The sequence below is a fragment of the Paenibacillus sp. LHD-38 genome (assembly GCF_031157315.1).
Lineage (GTDB): Bacteria > Bacillota > Bacilli > Paenibacillales > Paenibacillaceae > Pristimantibacillus.
The window spans coordinates 1-21924 of sequence record NZ_JAVIFU010000074.1 but is presented as its reverse complement, the minus strand read 5'-3'; the positions used below and the strand labels follow the sequence as shown (position 1 = coordinate 21924).

At 45.0% G+C, this 21924-nt stretch carries 21 protein-coding genes, 1 pseudogene and 1 riboswitch; of the genes and pseudogenes, 3 read left to right on the top strand and 19 right to left on the bottom strand.

Going from position 1 to position 21924, the window contains the following annotated elements:
• Positions 1-168: 168 nt before the first annotated feature.
• The 8 genes and pseudogenes from RCO25_RS32135 to RCO25_RS32100 form a co-directional block, all read right to left on the bottom strand.
• Positions 169-429: a hypothetical protein gene (locus RCO25_RS32135; protein ID WP_309000142.1), complete on the bottom strand. Its 261-nt coding sequence runs from the start codon at positions 427-429 to the stop codon at positions 169-171.
• A gap of 342 nt (positions 430-771) precedes the next feature.
• The gene (locus RCO25_RS32130; protein ID WP_309000141.1) at positions 772-1632 is read right to left on the bottom strand and encodes a TolB family protein; all 861 of its coding nucleotides are present in this window, start codon (positions 1630-1632) and stop codon (positions 772-774) included.
• A 288-nt stretch (positions 1633-1920) separates the two neighbouring features.
• A complete protein-coding gene (locus tag RCO25_RS32125; RefSeq protein WP_309000140.1) occupies positions 1921-2610 on the bottom strand; it encodes a metal-dependent hydrolase in 690 nt (229 codons plus the stop codon).
• 75 nt (positions 2611-2685) lie between these two features.
• Positions 2686-3303 (bottom strand): cyclase family protein, encoded by a 618-nt coding sequence (locus tag RCO25_RS32120; RefSeq protein ID WP_309000139.1) that lies wholly within the window; start codon positions 3301-3303, stop codon positions 2686-2688.
• Positions 3304-3506: 203 nt separating this feature from the next.
• Positions 3507-3773: a hypothetical protein gene (locus tag RCO25_RS32115; RefSeq protein WP_309000138.1), complete on the bottom strand. Its 267-nt coding sequence runs from the start codon at positions 3771-3773 to the stop codon at positions 3507-3509.
• Between the two features lie 181 nt (positions 3774-3954).
• Positions 3955-4680: an MORN repeat-containing protein gene (locus RCO25_RS32110; protein WP_309000137.1), complete on the bottom strand. Its 726-nt coding sequence runs from the start codon at positions 4678-4680 to the stop codon at positions 3955-3957.
• Positions 4681-4804: 124 nt separating this feature from the next.
• Positions 4805-4960: pseudogene (locus RCO25_RS32105) on the bottom strand (GNAT family N-acetyltransferase); the annotation flags it as partial.
• Positions 4890-5078 (bottom strand): hypothetical protein, encoded by a 189-nt coding sequence (locus RCO25_RS32100; RefSeq protein ID WP_309000144.1) that lies wholly within the window; start codon positions 5076-5078, stop codon positions 4890-4892. The pseudogene RCO25_RS32105 and the gene RCO25_RS32100, both read right to left, overlap by 71 nt.
• A 155-nt stretch (positions 5079-5233) precedes the next feature.
• Between RCO25_RS32100 and RCO25_RS32095 the strand changes: the two genes are divergently transcribed.
• The gene (locus RCO25_RS32095) at positions 5234-5449 is read left to right on the top strand and encodes an alpha/beta-type small acid-soluble spore protein (protein WP_309000136.1); all 216 of its coding nucleotides are present in this window, start codon (positions 5234-5236) and stop codon (positions 5447-5449) included.
• Positions 5450-5549: 100 nt separating this feature from the next.
• Here RCO25_RS32095 and RCO25_RS32090 read toward each other — a convergent pair whose 3' ends face one another.
• Entirely contained in the window at positions 5550-7367 is a 1818-nt protein-coding gene (locus RCO25_RS32090) for an APC family permease (RefSeq protein WP_309000135.1), read from the bottom strand.
• A 127-nt stretch (positions 7368-7494) separates the two neighbouring features.
• Positions 7495-7652: riboswitch (cyclic di-AMP (ydaO/yuaA leader) on the bottom strand.
• 284 nt (positions 7653-7936) lie between these two features.
• Between RCO25_RS32090 and RCO25_RS32085 the strand changes: the two genes are divergently transcribed.
• Complete coding sequence (locus RCO25_RS32085; RefSeq protein ID WP_309000134.1) at positions 7937-8347, top strand: VOC family protein; 411 nt, start codon at positions 7937-7939, stop codon at positions 8345-8347.
• 130 nt (positions 8348-8477) lie between these two features.
• A complete protein-coding gene (locus RCO25_RS32080) occupies positions 8478-8924 on the top strand; it encodes an excinuclease ABC subunit UvrC (RefSeq protein ID WP_309000133.1) in 447 nt (148 codons plus the stop codon).
• Positions 8925-8963: 39 nt separating this feature from the next.
• On the opposite strand, the gene RCO25_RS32075 is transcribed toward RCO25_RS32080, so the two are convergent.
• The 10 genes from RCO25_RS32075 to RCO25_RS32030 form a co-directional block, all read right to left on the bottom strand.
• A complete protein-coding gene (locus RCO25_RS32075; RefSeq protein WP_309000132.1) occupies positions 8964-9587 on the bottom strand; it encodes a spore coat protein in 624 nt (207 codons plus the stop codon).
• A 137-nt stretch (positions 9588-9724) separates the two neighbouring features.
• Positions 9725-11272 carry an ABC transporter substrate-binding protein gene (locus RCO25_RS32070; RefSeq protein WP_309000131.1) on the bottom strand — a complete coding sequence of 516 codons (1548 nt, stop codon included), beginning with the start codon at positions 11270-11272 and terminating at the stop codon, positions 9725-9727.
• 154 nt (positions 11273-11426) lie between these two features.
• Positions 11427-12461 (bottom strand): alpha/beta hydrolase, encoded by a 1035-nt coding sequence (locus RCO25_RS32065; protein ID WP_309000130.1) that lies wholly within the window; start codon positions 12459-12461, stop codon positions 11427-11429.
• Between the two features lie 85 nt (positions 12462-12546).
• Positions 12547-14070 (bottom strand): ABC transporter substrate-binding protein, encoded by a 1524-nt coding sequence (locus RCO25_RS32060; RefSeq protein WP_309000129.1) that lies wholly within the window; start codon positions 14068-14070, stop codon positions 12547-12549.
• A 30-nt stretch (positions 14071-14100) separates the two neighbouring features.
• Positions 14101-14991 carry a carbohydrate ABC transporter permease gene (locus tag RCO25_RS32055; protein WP_309000128.1) on the bottom strand — a complete coding sequence of 297 codons (891 nt, stop codon included), beginning with the start codon at positions 14989-14991 and terminating at the stop codon, positions 14101-14103.
• Between the two features lie 15 nt (positions 14992-15006).
• Complete coding sequence (locus tag RCO25_RS32050) at positions 15007-15942, bottom strand: ABC transporter permease (RefSeq protein WP_309000143.1); 936 nt, start codon at positions 15940-15942, stop codon at positions 15007-15009.
• 221 nt (positions 15943-16163) lie between these two features.
• Positions 16164-17735, bottom strand: coding sequence for a response regulator (locus RCO25_RS32045; RefSeq protein ID WP_309000127.1), 1572 nt, complete (start codon positions 17733-17735; stop codon positions 16164-16166).
• A 5-nt stretch (positions 17736-17740) separates the two neighbouring features.
• Positions 17741-19483 carry a sensor histidine kinase gene (locus tag RCO25_RS32040; RefSeq protein WP_309000126.1) on the bottom strand — a complete coding sequence of 581 codons (1743 nt, stop codon included), beginning with the start codon at positions 19481-19483 and terminating at the stop codon, positions 17741-17743.
• A gap of 171 nt (positions 19484-19654) precedes the next feature.
• Positions 19655-20758 carry a Gfo/Idh/MocA family protein gene (locus RCO25_RS32035; protein WP_309000125.1) on the bottom strand — a complete coding sequence of 368 codons (1104 nt, stop codon included), beginning with the start codon at positions 20756-20758 and terminating at the stop codon, positions 19655-19657.
• Positions 20759-20780: 22 nt separating this feature from the next.
• A complete protein-coding gene (locus tag RCO25_RS32030) occupies positions 20781-21650 on the bottom strand; it encodes a sugar phosphate isomerase/epimerase family protein (RefSeq protein ID WP_309000124.1) in 870 nt (289 codons plus the stop codon).
• Positions 21651-21924 lie beyond the last annotated feature (274 nt).

Here is a 21924-nt window from a genome sequence, read left to right as displayed (position 1 = left end):
AACCAACGTCATATTACGTAAAAAATTTAATCGCAATACTGAAAGCTACCTCAGCGAGTTAGAGAAAAGATGGGATCTACTTAATTGTTAGTTGATTATGCTGTCGTAGAAAAAAAAGACCCTGCTTGGTCTCTTTTCTCTGAAATCGCCTATGAAAATAAAAATGAGTCAATAATAAGATTCCTTGCGGTACTCTGTAAAATGAAATAACCCCGTTCGATGATTAGATTCCCTAACCTTCTCGATGATTTCGCATAGATTAATCATCGAATCAGCATCTTTCATCGACGAAGCGATCTGATAAAGGGTACTAAAGCTGCCTAAGGCATTCTCTTTGTTTACTGCCCCGGTCTTAAGGTTAATTAGCACGCGCTCAATTTCGCTGTTAATGAACCACACAATTCTCTTTTTTAGATTTGAATTATTCATGAGCAACCCTCCGCTGTCAATGAAATAGTACCAGTTAAGTATATCTCCGCGGATAATAAAACTCTGTCGAAGTACGTAGTCGAATAAAATTTTTTTATCAACAAAAATCCTGTTCCTTCACACACGCGTGAAAAGGAGCAGGATCCTTGTTATTCCTGTTTTAAAGTCAAAAGTCGCGAATATATAACAGCAAAAACCGATCTATTTGTCGCATTTTATCTACTCGAGTCAACATGATTCGACAGGCAGCTGCTCGTATTAAAAAAGACACTCTGCTAAATCAAAGATTAAATGACATATCATTCGGACGCTATCGATTTTGCCTTTGCGACTGCTGCTTTGCTACTCTCTCAGCTGATAGCTGACAAAAGCCAAGCGGCGGCTGTCAGGCGACCAAGAGTTCACATTTATGGTTCCTTGACCGCCAAACAGCTTGACTAAGGAACGTGCTTGACCGCCGTCGTTTCCCATTAGGCGAATTTCAACGTTCTTATTTGCAGGATGGTCGTTTGGAGCGACATCTCCCTTGCGGTAAGTCAGATATGCGACAGAATTTCCATCCGGCGAAACATGAGGAAACCAGTTATTGCTTTCATCGAACGACATTTGTTTCTGGTCGCTGCCGTCCGTATTCATCCGCCATACCTGCATCAAGCCTGTTCTCGTCGAATTAAACCATATATGGCGGCCGTCAGGTGAGAATTCAGGACCGTCGTCGAGGCCCGGGGTATCCGTTAATTGCGTCTCGATCCCGCCGCCCGCCGGGATGGAATAAATGTTGTACTCACCGCTTCTTTCCGCACAATAAGAAAGAGTACTGCCGTCAGGCGACCAGCCATGCAAATAGCTGGGAGCCAAAGGGGTAACCAGAACCGGTTGACCGCCATTAAGCGATAGCACGTAAATACGCGACTGACCATCTTCCTTTGTATGATGACTGACCGCCAAAAGCGTATCGTCCGGAGACAGCACATGGTCATTGTTGCATTGCTTTACGAATCCCGTTTCAATTGGTTTGCTTTCCTGTGTTGCGAGGTCAAACCTGTAAATAAGTCCTTGGCTGTTATAAATCAAATATTTATTGTCTTTTGTCCAGTTTGGCGCTTCAATTAAATAATCGAATTCCGCCAAGACCGAGCGTTCTCCGGTCACGACATCAACCGTTTCCAAAAGACTGAACAATTTCTGTTTATCGGCATCCATCCCATTACCATCCCTTTCACTTCATATAGTAAATGTCAGTAAGCGTTTGCAATTTAATGAAATTGATCAGATCTTCTACGCTTTAAACACGTGGTTATCGTAGAACAAAAAAATTCTATTTCGTTATATGAACACGCGTTCATACTGCTAATTCTACACAATTCCCAAAATTGCTGTCAATCTATTCTATTCATTTTAGTATTTTCTCAAACAGAAAAAGAAGCTTTTCGCAGCCTAACCTGGCTGCAATAAGCTTCCCCTATCTTCCATTTATCAGTTACGATTCCGTTATACCGTTATTTTCTCTCCCGGGCTCATTACCAAACCTTTTATCCCTTTGCTTTGAAGCTGTTGAACAAAGCTTTCTGCTTCCTGGCGTATAACGGGGAACGTATTATAATGAACGGGAACAACCAGCTTAGCGTTATACCACTCTGCTGCTTGCAGCGCGTCCTCCATTCCCATCGTATAATGGTCTCCGATTGGAATAAACGCAATATCAATGGCATGTCGATCACCAATCATTTTCATGTCACTGAACAATGCTGTGTCACCCGCATGAAGGACAGTTACGCCCGCCATATTCACAATAAAACCAGCTGGCATGCCGCCGTAAATTATCGTTTTCTCCTCCGCCATGACAATGCCCGAAGAATGGAAAGCTTGTACCATTTTGGCCTTGGCAAACCCTAAATTCACCGTTCCCCCGATATTCATGTCGATCGTTTTAACGCCTTTCCAAGACATGAATGCCGCAAGCTCCGCAATCGCTACGACTGGAGCGTCATTGTTTTTTGCGATCAGGTCGGCATCCAGAATATGGTCCATATGCGCATGTGTCAGCAGAACCACATCCGTTTTAATCTCCTCCGGCTTCGTCACCGCTAAGGCATTGCCTCGAAGAAAAGGATCAATTATAAGTGATTTATCCCCATCCATAATTTGTATACAGGAATGTCCGTGGTAAATAATATCCATAATCGCAAGTCCCTCCATTTTATCTTTTGCCCATCAACTCATCATTACCCATCCGTTACCGGCGTAAAACCAAGCCTATTCCAATACTCTAGCAATAACCCTTGCCATAGAGGAGTCTGCTTGAATACGAAGCGGAAGCGCAATAATTTCAAATGCTTTAACGCCGAGCAAGCGGTTTACATTGTTTAAGTTTTCAATAATGAATATTTGATTGCGGAATAAGCTTTTATGGCTCTCAAATGGATAATGATCCGGCGAAGGTGTATCTAAACCGACCATCTTGATCTTTTTCCGAATAAGCAGCTGAACGAAATCCGCAGTTAGAACGGGATAATCGGTAAAATACTCTGGACGACCATACTGCTCGCCGTGTCCCGTATACAGAATAACGATTTGTGATTGTTTAATTACTTCTTCATACTCGTCCCTGTAATCAACCGCAGCTGCTCCGCTTACATCGAGCAAGACGCCCTCGCCGACAAAAGACTCTGCCGATATTTCACTTATGTACTTCACGACATCTAATAAATGCATGGGACCATCGATATGAGTGCCCGCATGCATATTGATGGACAACTGATGATTATTGTAGCCATCCTTGCCAAACTGCCGGGAATGCTCCAATCGGGTCTCTTCATCACCCGGGTAAACGGGCATTCCCTCCATTATCGTATGCGTCAAATCTATGATCACACAGCTGCAGCTCCTTCCCTCCGCAAATAAGCCTATTGGCTTTCTTTAACTATTTTCGCGCTATCCAAACTATAGCACAAGAGCCATGCTTGCCAAAATATCGACCGGGTTCGCCCCATATCATTAAGGTTAAATTAGGAGGTAATAATCGAATGAGTGCTGAGGAAGTTGGTAAATTTCATACTGGAGCTAAATGGAATGAATTACTGCGAAGGTTGTAATACGGAAACCTTGATTTGAAGGGCATGCTTGATGACCATACGTTTGACCTGCTGCTTCTGCAGCTCCAGACTCAATATATAAAAGGAATCATCCTGCAGCAATGCCGCTAACGTATCCGAAGCCGCACGGGCTGCAAGGGGCTCATCTTCAAGCAAGTAATATGACGCCTGATATGCGTATGCTTCATGCTGCCTCAATACGGCCGCTTTCCTTAACAATTCTCGATTCGTGATCGTTATTTGCTTCACGGCTTATCTTCACCTTCCCGCTAATCTTTATCTCAACTATACACAAGTCATTTGCGTCCACCTAGTACCATATTTCCATGGTACTTGACAGACACGATGGCCTTTTATTTTCTGACAAATGAAATAAAAAAAAGATGACTCCATGATTAACGGAGTCATCTTCTTTCATTGTCGCTGCATATTAAGCCAAAGGAACCCGTTTCGACAAGGCCTCAAATTTGACTAAATGCGGATTAATTTGAGCCTGAAGTTTTTTCAGAAACTCAAGCGTCGCTTTGTTTTGTTTTACCAAAGAAGGGTTTTCATTAAATTTTACGGAATAGTGCTTCATTACATCGCCCTTCTTGTACTGAATGGTCGTAAATTTCCCGTTTTTCCAAGCATCCTTCATATTCGCATTCGTGCCCATGATTTGAAGGTTCAGCTTGGCATCCTTATAGTTAAAGCTGTATACGGGATCTTTTTCATTATGTGCAACGGAATAGCCTGCTGCAAAAACATCATTAGCGAATGTACCAAACTGAATTTTGTGGTATTCCACTTCGCCGTCAAAGTCCGTTACTCTCGTATACAGAGCGCCGTTCCCGACCTTTTGATCATTTTTCCAAGCGCCGTCATATGTAATCTTGATTTCTTTGTGATCACTAGTGGAATTAGCTACGTATTTCCCCATTCCATTCCGTTTGCCGTTTACCCAATCACCGGAATAAGACTTGGTTTGATACCATGTCATTGTTCCTTTTCCGTGAGGCAGTCCATTCTTCACTTCACCGTAATACAGAACATTCTTGGAAATTTCGAGATACTCTTTAGTGGTAGCTGCTTCAGCTTTCGATGCTCCCCCTGCGGCTGTTGTTAGAACAAATACTAAAGCAAAGCTGAACATCATCATGACCGTTTTTTTCATCGACCATCACTTCCCCTTATCTGGTTATATTAGTTCATTCTATTAGGATAATAAACGAGGTATGCGATTTCGAAACAGGTTTAAAGAATGAAAAAGGATTTCTTTTCCTTATGGTTTTGAAATATCAGTTAATATCCTCCACTGTCCTGGCAAACAATGCATGATCCTCCCATATTCCGTTTATTTTCAAATATTTGCTCGCAAGTCCTTCATGACGAAAACCTCCTTTCTCCAATACCCGAATAGAGGGTTGGTTTCTTGGCATGACACCCGCTTGAAGGCTCAGGCCGAATCGGCTCAAAGGGCTTAAAAAAATGATAATTTCTCAAACGAAGCGCAAGCAGCTCTTCTGCATGGCCCACTGCCATTGGCAGCAGGTAGATATTTTCACCTTGCATCAACCATTTCTCCTTTCGAAAAATTCATTGTTTTTCTGTCATTCTTGATGTCTTCAAACAATTCGAAAAAAATTTGAAAATTCTGACCGTTTTCTTGTATACATTTACAATTCACACCACATAATAACCTCACATCCCAAGAAGGAGTGATTGTAATGAGCAGAAAAAGTTCGAATACATTGGTTGTACCACAAGCAAGAGGAGCGATTGAGCAATTGAAAACAGAGGCTGCACAACAGCTTGGCGTTTCGTTCTCGCAGGATGGTTACAATGGTAATCTATCCACGCGCGATGCTGGTTCGATTGGCGGATACATTACGAAAAAGCTTGTTCAAATCGCGGAACAACAATTAGGTGGACGCAACTTCTAATCAGCCGCCGAAAAGCCCTCCTATTGCTGGAGGGCTTTTCTTCTGTAACTGGATCGATCCCGATCCACAATGGATGCTGCCGAATCAAGCTATTCTATTCCTATTTCTGAAGGTGGTATGGCACGGTCGCGATAACCACATCCTTTTGCGTAAATAGATAGGCACGGAGCATTAAGCTCGTTTGGTTGTGCAGAAAATAATGCCACCAATGCTTTGTAATAAACTGCGGAATGAGAATGGTAATATGATCCGTTTCAGCCGTTTTCCATTCTATTGTATCAATAAACCTCATCAGAGGTCTAATGATGCTCCGATAGCTCGACCGAAGAACAATGAGCCGGACTCCGGGGTTCCATTCTTCCCACTTCTTTTCCATTCGTTCGATGTCCTCGTCATCAAATCCAACGTATACGGCAACGACATTATCCGTCAAAGATTTGGCATAGCTGAGGGAATGATTAACGACACGCGTTATTCCCGCAATGGGAACCACAATCGTGCTCCCTTTTATAACCGGTTTATCTACTGACATATTAATCCGCAGTTCGTCAGACATGTTGCAGTAATGACGGTGGATTCCATAAAACAATAAGATAACGAGCGGCAGAAAGATAAACACCATCCAAACGTGGCTAAACTTTGTAAAAATAAAAATTAAGGTAATCGCCAGCGTTGTAATCATGCCGATTGTATTAATTATGAAACGTGAAAGCCATCCGGCTGGCTTCAGCTTCACCCAACGTACCATCATGCCCAGCTGGGAAAGCGTAAATGGTATAAATACCCCCACAGCATATAGCGGAATTAAGCTTTCGGTATTGCCTTGAAAAGCGATAACCAATAATGCGGATAAGACGCCCAAAATAATAATGCCGTTCGAAAAGCCCAAACGGTCGCCACGCGCCATGAACATATTCGGCATATATTTATCTTTAGCCAGCATGAAGGAAAGCAGCGGGAATGCTGCGTAAGCTGTATTTGCAGCCAGAAATAAAATGAGCGCCGTAACGCCCTGAATCACATAATAAATGACGCCTCTGCCAAAGGTAGCATTCGCGATTTGCGATACGACGGTTTCTTTCTCATTCGGAATTATGCCATACCAATAGGCAAGCAGGCTTATGCCGATAAACATTGCGCCCAGAATCGTCCCCATCATAATAAGCGTAGTTGCCGCATTGCGCTCGGCCGGCTGTTTAAAGTTTGGAATCGCATTGGACATCGCCTCCACGCCCGTGAGCGCTGAGCAGCCCGAACTGAAAGCCTTTAGCAGAAGGAATAAACTGATGTTCGAGACTGCGGCACCCATTTCAGGAGCAGCTGCCGGAACGCCGCCTGCCAAATATTTTATAACGCCGGATATAATCAATACGAAAATGGCGATTACGAACAAGTAGACCGGCATTGCCAGCACCGAAGCCGATTCCGTGATACCCCGCAAATTAATAAAAGTCAAAAGCAAGATCATAACTAAAGCAATGAGGACCCGGTGATCATGAAGCGAAGGAAACGCTGAGGTAATGGCATCCGTCCCCGCCGACGTGCTGACCGCAACAGTCAGAATATAATCGACTAGCAGCGAGCCGCCTGCTAACAGACCCGTAGAAACGCCGAGATTATCCTTCGCGACAATATAAGCGCCGCCACCGGTAGGATAAGAGAAAATCGTTTGGCGATACGATAAAATAAGCACCAATAAAAGACCTAGCACAGCAATGGAGATTGGAATGGAATACCAAACCGCTGTAAATCCGACAACCATCAGCACAATTAAAATTTGCTCCGTGCCGTATGCGACCGAGGATAAAGCATCTGACGAAAGCACCGCTAGCGCCTTAAGCTTGCTCAGCTTTTCACCTTCAATTTCCGAGCTTTTCATCGGACGTCCGATAATCAATCGTTTAAATCTGCTGACCATAATTGCTCCCCATTTCCTATCCTTGAACTCAAATAAAATGTCAAATACCGTTTAGAACACAAAAAAAGCCGCAGGAAAGTAAGGACTTTCCCACGGCTTACCAAATAAACTTGGTTCGTTCGTGATAAATTCCTCTTCTGGACGCTTACGAGGTTAGCTGTCGGATTCGGACGCAAAAGTCGCCCTACGCTTGGCAAAGCCAAGTGATTCACCCCTGAGAAAAGATCAAATGATCTGTCTCCATGGTTCCCCCGCTTCTTTTTCAGAACTCAGCGATCAAGGATAATATCAGAAAATGTTACGGCACTGGATTACGTTCTGAATCTTACTCCTTTCCAATGCCGTTGTAAACGATCATAAATGTCTAAAATGATTTGATTTGGAATCATAAGGAATCATTTAACCGCTTACAACCTATGCATTCTTTTCTTATCACTCGTATGCTTGAAATCCCTTTGATTTTCATAAAAACATCTGCTTAATAGAATAGCAATCCGTAAGAAATCGATGCCCGCTTTATATGATACGATTGGAGTATGTTTAAACCCACTAAGAGAGGATGTTTTAGAATGGCAAAATACACGACCTACATCATTTCCGAGGACGCAAGAGCGCAATCCGAATTTTACATGCAGGCACTTGGAGGTGAAATCAATTCCATTATGACGCATGGCCAGCTTCCCGACGCACGCGAGGAGCTCAAAGACAAAATCATTCACCTCTGTTTCAATGCCGCAGGCGTCAATTTCTTTATGTCAGACTCTGTGTTTGAGCCTGTCCAGAGCGGCAACGCCGTTCATTTGAACCTTGAATTCGCTTCAGAAGCTGAAGCACGGCAAGCCTTCAATCAATTAGCTATCGGCGGCCAAATCCATCAGCCTTTAGAGCCTGCTTTCTGGGGCTCTTTATTCGGGCAAATCGAAGACAAATTCGGTATACGCTGGATGATTACCACTGAATCAAACGCAAGTCAAGCCTAGCCGATTTCGATATCGGAGAATACGTTTCACATGAAGAGGAGACGTCCCCTGTGCAGCGGACCGTCTCCTCTTTTCTTCGTTATTTTATCCTATTTATAAAACAAGGAATTATTCATACGGTTGTCGAATAGTGTCGGATGAAATCATTAATCGAGCATTAAAAAGAGATAACAGCGGCTATGCTTATTTGCAGCTTACGGCCGACCCGCTTCCTCGTTTGGATGTGTATTACCGGAACCGCAGCCGTCAACAGAAAATCGCTGAACCAGAGGACACACATCGGTTGGGCCCTTTTAAAAACGCGCGATTTCGAGATGCGCTGCTTGAATTCGTAACCGAGCATTACGGTCTTCGCACCTGCAAAACCATACCAAAGCAAGTTTGCCTTCTTTACCATATCGGTAAATGCAGCGGCGTATGCGAAGGCAAAATAACGAAGCAGGACTACTTGAATAACGTCCGTCAAGCCTCGGAGCTGCTCGCTCATCGAGGCAAAGGCCTGATTGAAACCCTATATACCCAAATGGAGACTTATGCGTCAAAAATGGAGTACCGAATCAATCGGCAGATGCAATAAAAAAAGGCCGCCATAGGGCAGCCTTCCTTTCATGCCAAATTAATGAATTGTATTAGCCGGCATTTGCGGCATACCGTTTGCAGGCACAAAAGCATTAAGCATGATTTGCATATCATTGGCTGCTAATTGCGGCACTTGGTAATAGGCATGTTTATTTTGATACATAAATAATTCATATGCCATTTCAATAAAATTTTGCACTTGTGAAGCCAGCACCCGGCGTACGACTGGATTCGTAACTTCAACGGCGCTCATCGCCAAGAGGGAAGCATGGGACTTCACAAGTCCGATCATATATCCGCTAATGCCTGCGTCCTTTACGTCAGCGAGGGATTGATTGGGCTTTTTCGGCTGCGTCGCTTGTAAACCGTAGAGTGGCGGGGTCATTTCTTTTATCAGATACGTTGACGTTTCTTGGCTTGGCTTCTGGCCTGAGGCGAAGCATTCCGCTGTCAGATTGTATTGGGAAAGAGCAAAGTTGTATTGACGATCCAAAATATCCTGTAATTCGACATCCTGTACATACTGCCTGAAAATCATAAATTGATCCAACATACCGATTGAACAAGACAGTACTTCATGCATATCAAAGAGCTCATGGCCTCCATGAGTGAATGCCTGAGAACCTTGTGAATTTGTGTTGATTTGCGTTTGCTGCTGCATTTTAAGTCTCCTTTGTCATTGATGGATTGGCTTCTTTAATATCAATGTTTTAAAGAAAATTTATGCATCCTGCTTGTCCAAATAAAAAAAACCGCTGTTATGACTCTGCGTCATAACAGCGGCGGCCAGCTCATTTACTATTTGTTTGCAGCTGCCCAAGCGTCCAGCTGTTTTTGCTTCTCTGCGATAATTTTGTCGATGCCAGCTGATTTCAGCTGTTTAATAAATTCAGGCAGCTTGGCCACAGGATCAACGGTTCCTGTTTCCAATGCAACTTTATATTGATTCTGAACGTTTGTGACCGACGCGATTTCCGTTTTAACGGTGTCGGCATTAAAAGTGAAACCCAGCGCTTTCGATTTTATTGCGTTTTTGTTAAACTCCGCAAGCTGATTCCATAGCTCCGGGTCATCCCCGTTCCAAATATGGGACAGAGACTGGTTCCCGAACATCCATCCCATTTGCAGATTATAACCGGAATTCGTAGCATCTACGCCTTGCGGAAAATCGACGACATTGTCGGACACTTTCACGTAATGTTTTTCTTCGATCCCGTAATCCAGCAGATTAATGAAGTCTTTATCGGTATACATCATGTTGAGCAGCATCATCGCTCTCTCCGGATCCTTCGAGTTTCTTGCAACGCTCCACATGATGGATGTAATGTTAGAGGTTGCAGTAACCGCAGGTCTGAAGTGTATCGACACCATCTCTTTGCCTGTCGTTCTCGATTCTTGGGTCTCTATGCCTGGCTTCATATGGGAAATAAACGAGAAGGCTTTGCCGGACTTTACCAAATTGTATTGTGTCTCGGTGCTTGTAGCGGCATCCTTGGCAATATAGCCTTCTTGATTCCATCTTCTGACCGTATTCAGCATATCTGCATATTCCGGCGTCTCATACATGTTCACGACCTTTAAGCCATTGTCATGGCCTGGCAGCACGCCAAATCCATCACCCAAGGTGTCAAAGAAGCTTCCTACATAAATATCAAGAATGGAGGTTCCGTACTTGACCGTCGGAATGATGCCAGCCTCGTTATCCTTAATGGTTTTGAAGATAGCGTCCAGATCGTTCAGCGATTTTATCGCAGCCGTATCGATGTTATACTTCTCCACTAAATCCTTGCGCATCGTAATTCCGTAGTCCGCTGCCAAATCCCTGATGCTCGGAACAGCGTATATTTTCCCATCAATTCTTGTTGCGTTCAGGAACGCCGGATCAAGGGAATCAAGCGCATCCGTGACCCCCTGGCCTTGCCCTTCCAAATAGCCGTCGAGCTCAAGAAACTGCCCTTTAGCCACATCTTGGCTGTAAGTTCCGAGTCCGCTCAAGATCAGGTCTACCTGTTCATTACCGGACATCATCAACGTTTTTTGCTGAGTCCAAGCTCCCCAGCCGATCGGAACCAACTTTACCGTCGCATTGATTTTTTCTTTCGTCATTTTGTTGATGGCGTCCGACACCAGCTTCAAATCCTTCGGCTCCCCGGCTGCAGGGAATACCATCACTAGCTCAACAGGCTTTAATTCTCCGCCGGCGTTGCCGCTTTCTCCTTCTGCGGCTGCTCCGACGTTCCCGGAACTCGCAGCATTGCTGCCTCCATTGCTGCACGCGCTAATTAGCATTGTAATTGCGAGCGCCAATAATAGAATCGTTTTCGCCACATATTTGTTCTTTGTCATTGCTGTGACCTCCCTATTTATTTAAATGAAAGCGTGTACACTTAGTAGAATAGATGAAAATGCCGCATCTAACTTTCATAATTCCGACATCCCGTTTTCGATTTTCCGCTGTGTATCTTTCATTTGCCGGAATACGATTACGTCCTGGTTCTGATCAGGAGAAACGCTGCTTGATTGCCTCCGCGATTTCTTCCATGCACTCTTCCGCTTGCGGATACAAACCGATTTTATCAATGAATGCATGATCCATGCCGCAATAGCGAATGAGCTTGGTTTGAACGCCTGAACGCGACAGCCTGCGCGCGTACGCCTCGCCTTCCAGCCGTAGGTAGTCGTACTCGGCTACGATGACGAGTGTCTCCGGCAGCCCCGTCAAATCTTCAGCAAGCAATGGTGAGACATGAGGATGCTCCGGATCCGTTTGCTTTTGTAAATACATATCATGCATAAAGCTGCCGCCTTCTTTTAATCCTTCAATAGCAGGAATGATGTACTCCCGATGATTATTCACGGTGTATTGATCGAGGCTCCATTCAAAATCTTCGGTCGGCGTGCCCGCCATGTTGACTGTCGGATAAATTAGTGCTTGTAATTTGATCATGCCGGTACCTTGCTCACGATCCAGCATCGTGCATACCGTTGCCAGGTTCCCACCTGCGCTGTCGCCGGAAACGGCGATTTGATGCGGATTAACGCCAATCTCAGCGGCGTGGCTGAACACCCATTTCACTGCATCGAAGCAGTCGTTTAGCCCAGCGGGAAAAGCATGCTCAGGAGCCAAGCGGTAATCCACGGAAACCACCACGGCATTTGCTTTTTCGGCGAGCGACTTGCACGGATTTTCGACCGTGTTCAGACTGCCTCCAATAAATCCGCCTCCATGAAAAAACAAAATGCAAGGATGGTCGCCAGCCGTCTCCGGCGAATAAAGGCGTAACGGGATGCTGCCATTCGTCCCGGCAATCTCCCGGTATTCGGTTTGAATAGCCGTCCGGGTAACATCCGTGTTCGGCCATCCCATGAGTTCTCTGAGCCTCTCGATCGAGAAGCTGCCTGAATCCGGTTCCGGCTTGGTTGTTTGAGCGGCTTCAAAGAAATCACGCCTCGCTCGGCTTAGTACGTCCAAGACTCTCGGATCCAGCTCTCCCTTCGCATTGGAATCTGGAATTCGTTTCAAAATAGTTTCCATTTGCAATCCCGCCTTTTCATTTGGTCTTTATTTATAGGAAGGGCGGTGCATCCGAATGTCTGCACCGCCCTTTCATCGTTCTTGACTACTTTGCTGAAGACGCCCAAGCATCAAGCTGCTTCTGCTTCTCGGCAATGATCTTATCCATGCCCGCTGCCTTCAAAGCTTTGTTAAATTCCGGCAATTGCTTCGCAGGGTCAACGGTACCCGTTTCCAAAGCGATTTTGTATTGGTTCGATACATTCGTCACCGCGGCAATCTCCGTTTTAACCGCATCGGCATTAAAGGTGAAGCCAAGCGCCTTCGACTTCAAAGAATTTTTGTTAAATGCCGCTAGCTCGTTCCAAAGCTCTGGATCATCCCCGTTCCAAATATGGGACAGAAATTGGTTGCCGAACAACCAGCCCATCTGCAGGTTATAGCCCGAATTCGACGTATTTACGCCTTCTGGGAAATCAATCATGTTATCTGTTACCTTTGCGTAATGCTTTCCTTCAACGCCATAATCAAACAGATTGATCAGACCTTTATCGGTATACATCAGGTTAAGCAGCATCATTGCTTTTTCCGGATTTTTAGAGTTTCTCGCGATACTCCACATGATGGAAGTAATGTTATACGTCGTTGTTGCTGCTGGCCTCAAATGGATCGAAAGCATCTCCGTGCCTGTCAGTTTCGATTCTTGGTTTTCAATACCGGGCTTCATATGGGAGATAAACGAAAACGCTTTGCCGGCCTTTACCAGATTGTACTGCGTCTCCGTACTTGTGGCGGCATCCTTGGCAATGTAACCTGCTTGATACCATCTTCTCACCGTATTCAGCAGCTCGGCATACTCCGGAGTCTCGTACATGTTTACGACTTTAAGACCGTTGTCATAACCCGGAAGCACGCCGAAGCCGTCTCCCAAATTATCAAAGTAGCTGTTTGTGTAAGTATCAATAATAGAGTTCCCGTACTTCACCGTTGGAACGATAGCTGGCTCATTTTCCAAAATCGTTTGAAAAACGGCATCCAAATCATCCAGCGATTGAATGGCTGTTGTATCGATATTATACTTGTCCACCAAATCTTTACGCATCGTAATGCCGTAATCGGACGCCAAATCCCGGATACTAGGTACCCCGTAAGTTTTACCGCCGATTCTCGCAGCGTTCAGGAAATCCGGATCAAGGCCGTTAAGCGCTCCCACGATCCCTTGACCTTGTTCGGCCAGATACCCGTCAAGCTCCAGCAGCTGGCCTTTGGATACTTGCTGGCTGTAAGTGCCGATTCCGCTGACGATCAAATCGACTTTCTCGTTGCCTGACAGCATCAGCGTCGTTTGCTGCGACCATGCTCCCCAGCCGATTGGAATAAGCTTTACGGAAGCATTTATTTTCTCTTTCGTAATCTTATTGATTTCGTCCTGAACAACCAGCAAATCCTTTGGTTCTAAGCTTGCCGGGTAAACCATCGATATCTCATAGATATCCGTCTCGGCATTGTTTCCGCTTTCCTCCACAGTACCCGTGGAATGGTTCTCTTTCGATGCGCAGCCCGTAAACATCATGCTTGCGGCAAGCAGCAGCAGCGCAGCCGTCTTGTATGCTTTTCTTTCCAAACTCATCCTGCTCCCCTATGTTTGATTACTTCTCTATTATCCTTTTACGGCGCCGATGGTCAAGCCCTTCACGAAATACTTCTGAAAGAACGGATAAGCGATCAATAGCGGGATTACCCCAATTGCGGCCATCGCCATCCGCATGGATGCAAGGGGAATATTAGCTGCGATTTCAGCGCTTCGACTGCCTGCTTGCGTTGAGCTCTGCAAGAACTGAACATCCAGCAGGATTCGGTTCAACAGGTTCTGAAGACTGTAGTATTGACTGTCGGTAATATAAATCAATCCGTTAAACCAATCGTTCCAGAACAATATTGTATAAAACAAACCTACCGTGGCAAGTACCGGCGTCGACAACGGCAATACGATGCGATAAAAAATTTTCCATTCCTTTGCACCGTCGATATATGCCGATTCAATAATGGCCGTCGGAATCGAGCTTGCAAAAAAGGTACGCATCAGGATAATGAAAAATCCGTTCATCAGCAGGCCGGGTATGATCAAGGCCAGGATCGTATTTTTCAAATCGAAATAATTAGTATAGAGCAAATACGAAGGTACAAGGCCCCCGTTGAACAGCATCGTGAAAAACACATAGAAAGCCAGCGTGTTGCGGAACGGCATTTCGAGCCGCGAAAGCGGGTAAGCCACCATCGCCGTAAGGGTCAAACCAAGTGCCGTGCCGATCACTGTGGTAAAGACCGTGATGCTGTATGCACGGAGTATTTCGGAAGAGCTGTTCCACAAATAACCGTATGCGGAGAAGCTTATTTTATCGGGAAAAAAGGCGTATCCGCTGCGTACAAGCTCCATATCATCGGTAAGGGAAGCGGAGAACAACAGCCAGAAAGGCATGACGCAGAAGAATGTGAAAACCAGCATGATAATGTTAATGATCCATTGATAAAGCTTGCCGGATGATTGCATAGTACCTCTCCCTTTCTAGAATAGCGCGTTATCTTTGTTGTATTTTCTTACGACAGCATTAGATACGATAACCAGAATGAAACCGACAAGCGCTTGGTACAAGCCTGCTGCGGAGGACATCCCAATGTCGCCCAGGTTTATCAACGCACGATATACATACGTATCGATCGTGTTCGTGACCGGCATCAAAGCGCCTGTGTTCAGCGGAACCTGGAAGAACAAACCGAAGTCGGAGTAGAAAATACGACCGATGGCGAGCAAGGTCATGATCGTGATCACCGGCGCAACGAGCGGGAGCGTGATTTTCAAAATTTGCTGCCATCTGTTAGCGCCGTCAATCGTCGCCGCTTCATAATACTCGTTATCGATGCCAATGATTGCCGCCAAATAAATGATGCACAAGTTGCCTACGCCTTTCCAAACGCTCACAATCGTCAGGATCCATGGCCAATACTTCGTTTCGCTGTACCAAGAGATCGGATCTAAGCCCATGGAAGGAAGCAGCGTTTTGTTCATAAATCCGTTTTCAACATCCAGAAAACCAAGCACCAGGTAGCCCACAATAACCATGGAGATCAAAAAAGGAAGCAGGATCAACGTCTGGTACATTCTGGACAAGAAGCGTTTACGGATTTCATTAAGCATAATCGCTAACGCCAGCGCGATTCCGGTATTCAACAAAATAAAGGTAATATTGTAAAGCAGCGTATTCCTTGTAATGATATAAGCATCCGTCGTTTTAAACAAATATTCGAAATTTTTTAACCCGATCCAATCGCTGCCCATAATGCCTTTCGCGAAATTGATGTCCTTGAACGCGATGACAATGCCAAACATCGGCAAATAATTGTTAATCAGCAGGTACAAAAGGCCGGGAAGCGCCATCAGCACCAATGCGCGGTATTTCTTTACCTTCCTCATCTCCAATGCGAATGCTGCTTTCTTCTTCATCTTCAATGAGACCTGCTTCATATCGGGGGTTGACGTCTCAGTATTTGCTTGCACGGGTCTCGACCACCTTTAGCTTTATTTATTTTACTGCTTGGTCTAATACTATCGCAAAGCAAATACACCAACTACTAATAATCCGACATTTAGCTTTTGAGTTTCCGACATCATAAAAAGAGTAAAAAAATGGCCGTCAGAGGCGTTCTATCCTCTAACGGCACCGCTTATCTTTGGGGACAACACTTGCGATAGTCCTGAGGTGTCATCGATACTTCTTTTTTAAACAGCGTGGAAAAATAGGAAAAGTTCGAGAAGCCGACCGTCAGCGCTACGTTGCTGATGGTCGTGTCCGTCATGGACAGCAGCTCCTTCGCCAGATTGATCCGTTCCCTCAGAATATAGTCGGAAATCGAAAGGCCCGTTTCTTTCTTAAACAGTTTAACGATATAATCCGGGCTTAACCCAATGTAGTCGGCGATGTACTGCCTTGAAAGCTCTTGATCGATGTGAAGCGCAATATAGCGCTTGATCTTCTCTACGACGGTCTCATTCGAATCCAGACCTTGAATATGAACGAGTGCTTTCTCAAGCACATCCCTCACCCAATCCTGTAGATCCTTTACGCTGCGCGTGGCCGACAGAATCCGCTCTGGAAGCAAATGATCCGAAAAAATTTCATCTGCGCGCAGCCCTTGCTGCTGCAGCGTATGAAGGATCATCTGCAGGAAGCTTTGGTAAAATTGCTGCAGGCCTTTGGCGCCCAAACAGTCGATTCGCTTCCAAGAATCCAGAAATTGCTGCGACTCCTCGAGCAATTTTTTCTTATTTCCCTGTTTGATGAGCTCTGACCATACATTCATGGGAGGTTGTGGAATCTGAGTTTCTTTCTTCATTCTCTCATCAATTAACATCACGCGGTCAACGCAATTCACTTGATTCTTCTTGAACGCCATTAGCTCTTCGACCATATTCCGCACGACATGCGCCTGTACTCCTTTGCCGATCATGCAGGAGAGATGGCAATACAAATAATGATTGCATACCTCGATAAATGCTTTGCAGCGGTCCTTAATTTCCTTGCAAAAATAATCAAAGCCTCCATCAGGCGGCAGGTCTTGCGTAAAAACGACCAGCAGGTAGTCCGAATTAATACGGACGATTTGTGCGGTCTTGTCCCGCTGAATTACGACCTCTTCCAATGCGTTGCGCAGCGCATAGTCCATTATTTGAGCGTCACGGGCGGTTAAAGACTTTTCCCAATGCTGGATGCTAATGACGACAGGCAGAAACCTCATGTCTCTGCCATAAGGAAGCTTCTGCTTTCCGATGACCTCCATCATTTTATCCAAATTAGATGGAATCGCTTGATTCAACACATCCTGCCAAAAACGTTCGTTCTCCCTTGTGGCCGATTCCTTTTCCTTCCTGATTTTCTCGATAAGCTTCGTCATCACAAGCTTCAATTCATCATGGGGAACCGGCTTTAGCAAATATTCGAAGCTGCCCAGCTGCAGCGCTTTCTTCGCATACTGAAAGTCGGCGTGACAGGTCAGGAATACGCACTCTGTTTGCGGGTATTGCTCACGTACCCATTCAAAAAGTTCGAGTCCGTTGCCCTGCGGCATTTCAATATCGCAAATCATCATATCGAACGGCTGGTTGTTAAATTCCTCCTTGGCTTGTCTGAGGTTGTTAGCTATAGATACGCTTACTATGCCTAGCTTTTGCCAATCAACGCTCGCTTTAATACCATTGGCGATAACCGCCTCATCATCAACGATTAATAATCGGTACATCTTCTCTACCTCATTTCTCTCGATAAAGGCAAGATCATTTCCACTACGGCTCCATTCTCGTTCGAGAAAGCAATGCCAGCCTTTTCCCCATATAGCAAACGTAATCTGCGCCGCACATTCCAGATTCCGATATGCTCGCCATCCTCATTCATCAGGTTGACCTCCTGATGGAGCTTCTGCAGCACTTCTTCCGAGAATCCGCGACCTGTGTCGCGAATTCGGATGAGCATCCTTTCTTCTGGCATCAATTCCAATCTCTCGATCTCTATAGCAATATGGGTAGGTTCATCCGTATTAATCGCATGCTTGATCGTATTTTCCGCAAAGCTTTGGATGATTAGCGGAGGAATGTAACATTCACGAAGCGCATCCTGAGCGGAGATCGCGTAGGTCAAGCTTCCGGGAAATCGGAAATTTTGGATTTTCAAATAATTTTCGGTATGGCTTAGCTCGTCCTGCAATAGAACGTAATCCGTCTGGCTGCGGAACATGAATCGGAAGTACCGGATCAGAGAGAAGGAAAGCTCCTGTATCAATCCGTATTTCTTCTCTTGGGCTAAGTAATATACGATATTTAAGCTGTTCAGGAAAAAATGAGGGTTGATCTGCAGTTGAAGCTGCTTAAGCTCCGCTTTCTGGTTAATCAATTGTTCCTCGTACACGTCAATTTTTAATTGTTGAATATCACAAACCATGCTGTTGAACGTCTCGTTCATCAACTCGAATTCATTGGAAGCCGGTTTATTCGGGATTCTTGCTTCCATATAGCCTTCTTTGATTTTACGCATGGCCACTACGATCCGGTTAATTGGCAATAAAACGACTCTGCGCAGGAAATAAACGGAAATCAATAGGATTAGGATAGATCCCGTCGCAATAAGTAAAATAATCCTTTGCAAATAAGGAAGCTTCTCCAATATGTTCTGGTCTGGAACCACGGCAACCAATCCGAATTCACCTTTAACAGACTCCTCGCCAATCACGAGATATTGGTCTTCGGCGCCGGTTAGCCGGTACGTATTAGATGTGTAGGAAAGATTGATTTCATGTTCTTTAAAAAAGTCCGCGTCCTGGAGGGGTGCATGGTTTCCATCCACCAGCAGCGATCTGCCTTCGGTACCCAGATCAAGAAGATCAAGCGGACCCATCACATCATCCGCGTTAACCCCTGCTCCTATGTACAAGTTACCGGCTTTAATAATGTGGAGGAGGTAATTCTGCTCGTCCATAGGCAGGACAGTCCATTTATCGTATTGGTAGTTCTTCATGGTTTGTTCGTCGCTCAGGAGCCTAGAAATAGCATCCTTGATGGAATCGTTATTCGTATACGCGGATCCCGTCAGCTTAGGCGCGAAGAGCAAATCCTTATTTAAGGGCGAATAAACGAAGAAATAATCCAATGCCTTGTAATAAGTGGCATTATCTCTCAGCTCCGTAAACAGCCATATTCGTTCCAGATTGTACAGATCATTATCGACCTCGGGCAATCGGTCGAGTATATATAAGCCGGTTTCTTCCGCGGCGAATTTGAGTAAGTAGTTATCGATATCCAGTAGCGTTGTGTCGATTAATCCCATGTAAAGATTTAGCATGTTACTGTTGGATTGCGCAACTTGGTTACGTACGACATCCATCGAATAATAGTTGTTGTAAATTAAAAAGGACACCATCGGCAGCATGATGAGCATTAGTCCTGCTACCAGCTTAAAGCGCAGTGAGTTAAATAACGAACGATTGAATAACTTCAAGTGTCGGAATGCCCCCTTATGCCTATCAAATAAGTATTGAGCATTATACCACGATTAATCAGAGAATGCGCTTTCAAACTTGAGCGAATTTCCGTATGTGTGCCGAAAAACCTTTCCAAGTGCTGGAAAGGCCTGCTTTTCTATTCTATTTCGACGGATCGAACGAGGAGGCTATTCAAATTCTACGACTTTGCCCGTTTCGGCTGAGATATAAATGGCCTCTAATATCTGCGTAACGACTAGAGCTTGCTCCGGTTTAACGAGCGGCTCCGTATCATTAATAATGCTTTCAAGCCACTGTCTCGCTTCTTTCACCCCGTCTTCCTCGGCACCAGGACCGAAGTAGGCAATTCCGCCGCTAAAGGAAGGTTTCGTTTCGACAAGCTGCCCATGCTTGGTGCTGTTAAAAATGACATCGCTTTTGCCAAGAACGGAACTGGCTCTCATTTCCGCTCCGCCTTCCGTTCCGCAAAGCGTGGTCATAGCTTCTCTGGCGTCGGTCGTATTTAGTGCCCATGCCGATTCCAAGAAAATTGTAGCGCCATTTTCCATTTTAATAAATCCGAACGCGGAGTCTTCCACATGATATTTTTCCGGATCCCAAGGGCCCATCATATTGCCTTCAAACTTATCGGACATTTTATGAAATACAGAACCCGACACGGATTTAGGCTTATAATTGTCCATAAACCATAATGCTAAATCTAGCGCATGCGTGCCCAAATCGATTAACGGCCCGCCGCCCTGCTGTTCTTTGTCAAGGAATACGCCCCATGTAGGAACGCCTCTTCTGCGAACCGCATGCGCTTTGGAAAGATAAATATCTCCCAATTCACCTTCGCGGCATGCTTTATACAACACCTGGGAATCGTTTCTGAACCTGTTTTGGTAGCCAATCGTCAATTTTTTTCCCGTTCGGTTTGCGGCTTCTACCATTTTTTTCGCTTCAATGGAATTGATGGCCATCGGTTTTTCACACATGACATGCTTGCCTGCCTCCAGCGCATCTACCGTTATGTAGGAATGCTGCAGATTCGGGGTCAGGACATGGACTACATCGATAGATTCATCTTTTAACAGTTCCTTATAATCGACGTACACCTTAGCGTTCTCGCTTCCAAAATTTTTGGCAGCTTTTTGGGCACTCTCTTCTATAACATCACAGAAGGCAACCATTTCGCCCAAATGCGTGAGTTTGGCTAGCGATGGCATATGCTTTTGGTTGGCGATGCCTCCGCATCCGATAATTCCGATCTTCAGCTTTCTGTTGTTCATGTTAATCTTTCCTCCTTAGAATCTAAACATATTTTTGAAGCACGGTTAGATCTTTGCGGATGCTGCCAAATTTGTCTTCCGACTCTCCCTCGTTCTCGACAAGCGCATAACGGACATGACCCATCGCACGGATCTGCTCGTATGCCGCGGCAAAATCAAACATGCCCGTGCCGAGATCCACGAAATCACCGGGGCCTATATATTTACGGTAAACCTCAAAAGGTTCAAGAGCCTCGTCTCCTCCCAGCTCCATAGCCTCCATAATGTTAAGCTGGCTTGCGAGGTTTCTGCTTAAATCCTTCTGGTGAACGATATCACAGCGGTCTCCAAGCTTCTCTAGGACAGCGATCGGATCTATGCCTGCGCGCATCACCCATGCCAAGTCAATTTCAAATTTCACATAGGATGGATCCGTATTTTGCAATAGAAGGTCAAACAGCGTTTCATCGCCGATTTTTTTAAATTCATGGGCATGATTGTGCAGATAGAACTGAAAACCGCCCTCTTTCATTTTCTTGCCGACGCTGTTCATCTGTTCAGCGGCTCGCAGCGTATCCTCACGATCTTTAATCCACACGGAAGGAAGTACGATATTTTCGCATTCGAGACCTGCATAATACTTCATAATGGTATCCCAATCATGGGAAGTCAGTTCTTGCCCCGGTGCCGTGCCCTCGTGAACAGATACCGCCTTAAGGCCAAGCGATTTGAATTTATCCCTCGCCGATTCCATAGGAATCTCATCGATGTAACGCGTAAAAGTCTTCATGTTGAATCCGACAAGCTCGATATTTACATACCCAGCATCGGCGACCTTCTCCAGCGTGCCAAAGTAATCCTCACCAAGTTCCCTGTAAACAGAAAAAATATTAATGCCTGTTGCAATCGTCATTTGATTACATCCCCCCGTCAACATTTGATTTTCTGCACTCATGAGCTGTTGTTCTTATTTATTATGATAGATTACCGTGGCCTTTCTATCTTTCACGTATCCGTCATTCCTCTATTGAATTTCCGCACTTTTTTCTTTTTTTTAGATATACTTAATAACTCAACTTTCTCAGAGCCAAAACAACTCTAGAGCCTTGATACTAAAGGCATTATGACCGTTATAATATAGGGTTTGACGAACAAAAAACACCTTCTGTTTGGTATAATAGGAATTG

What these genes read in the sequence shown, in the direction of transcription:
- RCO25_RS32055 (WP_309000128.1), bottom strand. Translation starts at nt 14,991, where the DNA reads ATGCAATCATCCGGCAAGCTTTATCAATGGATCATTAACATTATCATG.
- RCO25_RS32075 (WP_309000132.1), bottom strand. Translation starts at nt 9,587, where the DNA reads ATGCAGCAGCAAACGCAAATCAACACAAATTCACAAGGTTCTCAGGCA.
- RCO25_RS32060 (WP_309000129.1), bottom strand. Translation starts at nt 14,070, where the DNA reads ATGAGTTTGGAAAGAAAAGCATACAAGACGGCTGCGCTGCTGCTGCTT.
- RCO25_RS32065 (WP_309000130.1), bottom strand. Translation starts at nt 12,461, where the DNA reads ATGGAAACTATTTTGAAACGAATTCCAGATTCCAATGCGAAGGGAGAG.
- RCO25_RS32125 (WP_309000140.1), bottom strand. Translation starts at nt 2,610, where the DNA reads ATGGATATTATTTACCACGGACATTCCTGTATACAAATTATGGATGGG.
- RCO25_RS32095 (WP_309000136.1), top strand. Translation starts at nt 5,234, where the DNA reads ATGAGCAGAAAAAGTTCGAATACATTGGTTGTACCACAAGCAAGAGGA.
- RCO25_RS32070 (WP_309000131.1), bottom strand. Translation starts at nt 11,272, where the DNA reads ATGACAAAGAACAAATATGTGGCGAAAACGATTCTATTATTGGCGCTC.
- RCO25_RS32130 (WP_309000141.1), bottom strand. Translation starts at nt 1,632, where the DNA reads ATGGATGCCGATAAACAGAAATTGTTCAGTCTTTTGGAAACGGTTGAT.
- RCO25_RS32110 (WP_309000137.1), bottom strand. Translation starts at nt 4,680, where the DNA reads ATGAAAAAAACGGTCATGATGATGTTCAGCTTTGCTTTAGTATTTGTT.
- RCO25_RS32045 (WP_309000127.1), bottom strand. Translation starts at nt 17,735, where the DNA reads ATGTACCGATTATTAATCGTTGATGATGAGGCGGTTATCGCCAATGGT.
- RCO25_RS32085 (WP_309000134.1), top strand. Translation starts at nt 7,937, where the DNA reads ATGGCAAAATACACGACCTACATCATTTCCGAGGACGCAAGAGCGCAA.
- RCO25_RS32090 (WP_309000135.1), bottom strand. Translation starts at nt 7,367, where the DNA reads ATGGTCAGCAGATTTAAACGATTGATTATCGGACGTCCGATGAAAAGC.
- RCO25_RS32135 (WP_309000142.1), bottom strand. Translation starts at nt 429, where the DNA reads ATGAATAATTCAAATCTAAAAAAGAGAATTGTGTGGTTCATTAACAGC.
- RCO25_RS32035 (WP_309000125.1), bottom strand. Translation starts at nt 20,758, where the DNA reads ATGAACAACAGAAAGCTGAAGATCGGAATTATCGGATGCGGAGGCATC.
- RCO25_RS32030 (WP_309000124.1), bottom strand. Translation starts at nt 21,650, where the DNA reads ATGACGATTGCAACAGGCATTAATATTTTTTCTGTTTACAGGGAACTT.
- RCO25_RS32100 (WP_309000144.1), bottom strand. Translation starts at nt 5,078, where the DNA reads ATGCAAGGTGAAAATATCTACCTGCTGCCAATGGCAGTGGGCCATGCA.
- RCO25_RS32050 (WP_309000143.1), bottom strand. Translation starts at nt 15,942, where the DNA reads ATGAAGAAGAAAGCAGCATTCGCATTGGAGATGAGGAAGGTAAAGAAA.